Origin of the sequence: Levilactobacillus parabrevis ATCC 53295, assembly GCF_001434055.1 — a bacterium.
Classification (GTDB): Bacteria; Bacillota; Bacilli; order Lactobacillales; family Lactobacillaceae; genus Levilactobacillus; species Levilactobacillus parabrevis.
Window position 1 is genome coordinate 1 of the sequence record NZ_AZCZ01000087.1, and the last position, 2,072, is coordinate 2,072.

A 2,072-nucleotide genomic window follows, 5' to 3' on the forward strand; every position below is an offset into this window, starting at 1 on the left:
CTCGAATCTTAACGGATTCGGGGCGCTAATTGTTTCGTAATCAATTCAGTTTAAGGATAAGAGCTGATAGCTGAGTTTTCACTCGCTTTATTCAAAAAATCAACTGCCAAAACACGGTGGCCTTACCACATACACTCGAAAAAAATCAGTCTTACCATTCAACCAATACTGCCGATGCAGGTGAAATAAACTAATAAATACGAATGCGAAATACTTTAACCATTACTCTCCCTTGTGTCTTTTCGGAAAAAATTTGGTTAAAAAGAATCGGACCACCTCAAAGATAGCTAACCCTGTTACCAACAATATGAACAGGTCGATCAATAGTGACAATCCTGAGCCATAGTCAAAAAATATGTTAGAGAAGAAACTGGCAATACTAAAAATAAGTAAAACCACTAGAATCGTCGTACTTAGATACATAAACTTTCTTGCTATGACATTTCCTCCAAATCTGTGCTTTGGTTTAGTCGCTACTTGAAAAGATACCGAATTAATGAGCACTTGTCAATGGGTAAAATATTAACACCGTTTAGAAGACAATGAATTTTCGGAAAGTGCCCGAGGGAAGTACTTTCTACTAAGTAAACACAATTGGCACAGTCCATATCGTGGACCAGGCGACTTTACACTTCCGACTCAGATCACTCAAGTCTGAAGCTGTCGATTCAGTATGTCGTCATTAATAAAATTGGCTGACATGTCCCCAGTAAAACNACCTAGAAATTCACATCAATTTATGGCGTTTTCCTCCAGGCACCCTTTTCTAACTTACTATTTTTAAACAATTACGTTGCTACTTCAACGTGCTCTCACGAACAATCAGTTCAGTCCCAATCGTCCGTCACCCATTGTGACATCCGTCGGCCCGTTCGCAAGCGGTCGGCCACCAGTCGCGTCAAAGCGACCTACATCTACTCGTAAGGCTCCGAGGTGTAATCCCGATAAAGATCAGTTTGAGTCCCCGCTCCTGCAAATAACGACAATATGCCGTGTACAGCGGATCAAGCACATTCAGCTTTCCATCCGTCGTCGACTCGATCCCATAGATCAAGCCAATCTCATACTGATTGTGTTGTCAGAAATAGTCGACGCCCTGTTGAACAGCAACGTCAAAGTCCGTGACCACGCTATCATAACCATGACTCAACTGATCCTGATAGACGAAAACGAGATTACCCGTCAATTGAAATGTAACAGAAGACAGAAGCTACACAATGAAGGTATCTACTCTACTTTACTTACCCAACAAAAAGCGGCTTCACTTCAGTAAAACACTGGAATGAAGCCGCTTAAAACAATACCGAACAGTATTATTTCACATAACAACCTAAACAGGAACTAATACACGATAACCTGTCTAAATTAACCATGTTTGACCACAAATCCTCATAGATGCACGGAATTCACAGCTAAGACCTGAAAGCAGTTGTCTACGCAAGAAATAATAGATAACCCATTTGAGGTAATCGACATGCTATCCAATAATATTTCAAATCAATTATTTGAATAATATGCTTTAAATGTCCCTTTACCTTTTGCAGTGGCCTTACTATAGTGATGCGCTGACGCAGAAACCCATCCACTACTCTTACTGCCAACTTTTGCCTTTGATTCGTGACTTGAGGTACTTCTGTAATAGTTTGAATGGCCCCACTTATACTTATTTAAGTAGTTATGATGATCGGAATAATATACCCAACGTCCGCTCTTCATATTAACAACAGTTCTTAAAAGTGTAGCGGCCTTTTGCGCAGATCCATCAATCTCTGCAAGTAATTCATTAGACGAAGCAGATACCACACTGTCATCACTATTTAAAGTTACTGACCCAGATTCGGGTGCGTTTCCGGTCAATTCAACGGCACTTGCCGATGCAGTGACAGTGGCGGCCCCTCCACAGAATAAAACAGTTGTTGCAACTAATGCTAAACCTTGTGTAAACTTCATTAATTAACATCCTCCTCACTTATCGTGGTAAAAGCATCTCCTCAAAAAATCAAGGCTAGCCTAAAAAAAAATAATGAAGTTCAAACAAAAAAGTCCTACCTCGATTTAAAATTGAAGTGCAA

Annotated in this window: 1 protein-coding gene; it reads right to left on the reverse strand. The window is 40.2% G+C overall.

Annotated elements, in window-relative coordinates:
• Positions 1-1,497: 1,497 nt before the first annotated feature.
• Entirely contained in the window at positions 1,498-1,950 is a 453-nt protein-coding gene (locus tag FD07_RS11815; protein ID WP_020090531.1) for a hypothetical protein, read from the reverse strand.
• Between the last annotated feature and the right edge of the window lie 122 nt (positions 1,951-2,072).

What these genes read in the sequence shown, in the direction of transcription:
- FD07_RS11815 (WP_020090531.1), bottom strand. Translation starts at nt 1,950, where the DNA reads ATGAAGTTTACACAAGGTTTAGCATTAGTTGCAACAACTGTTTTATTC.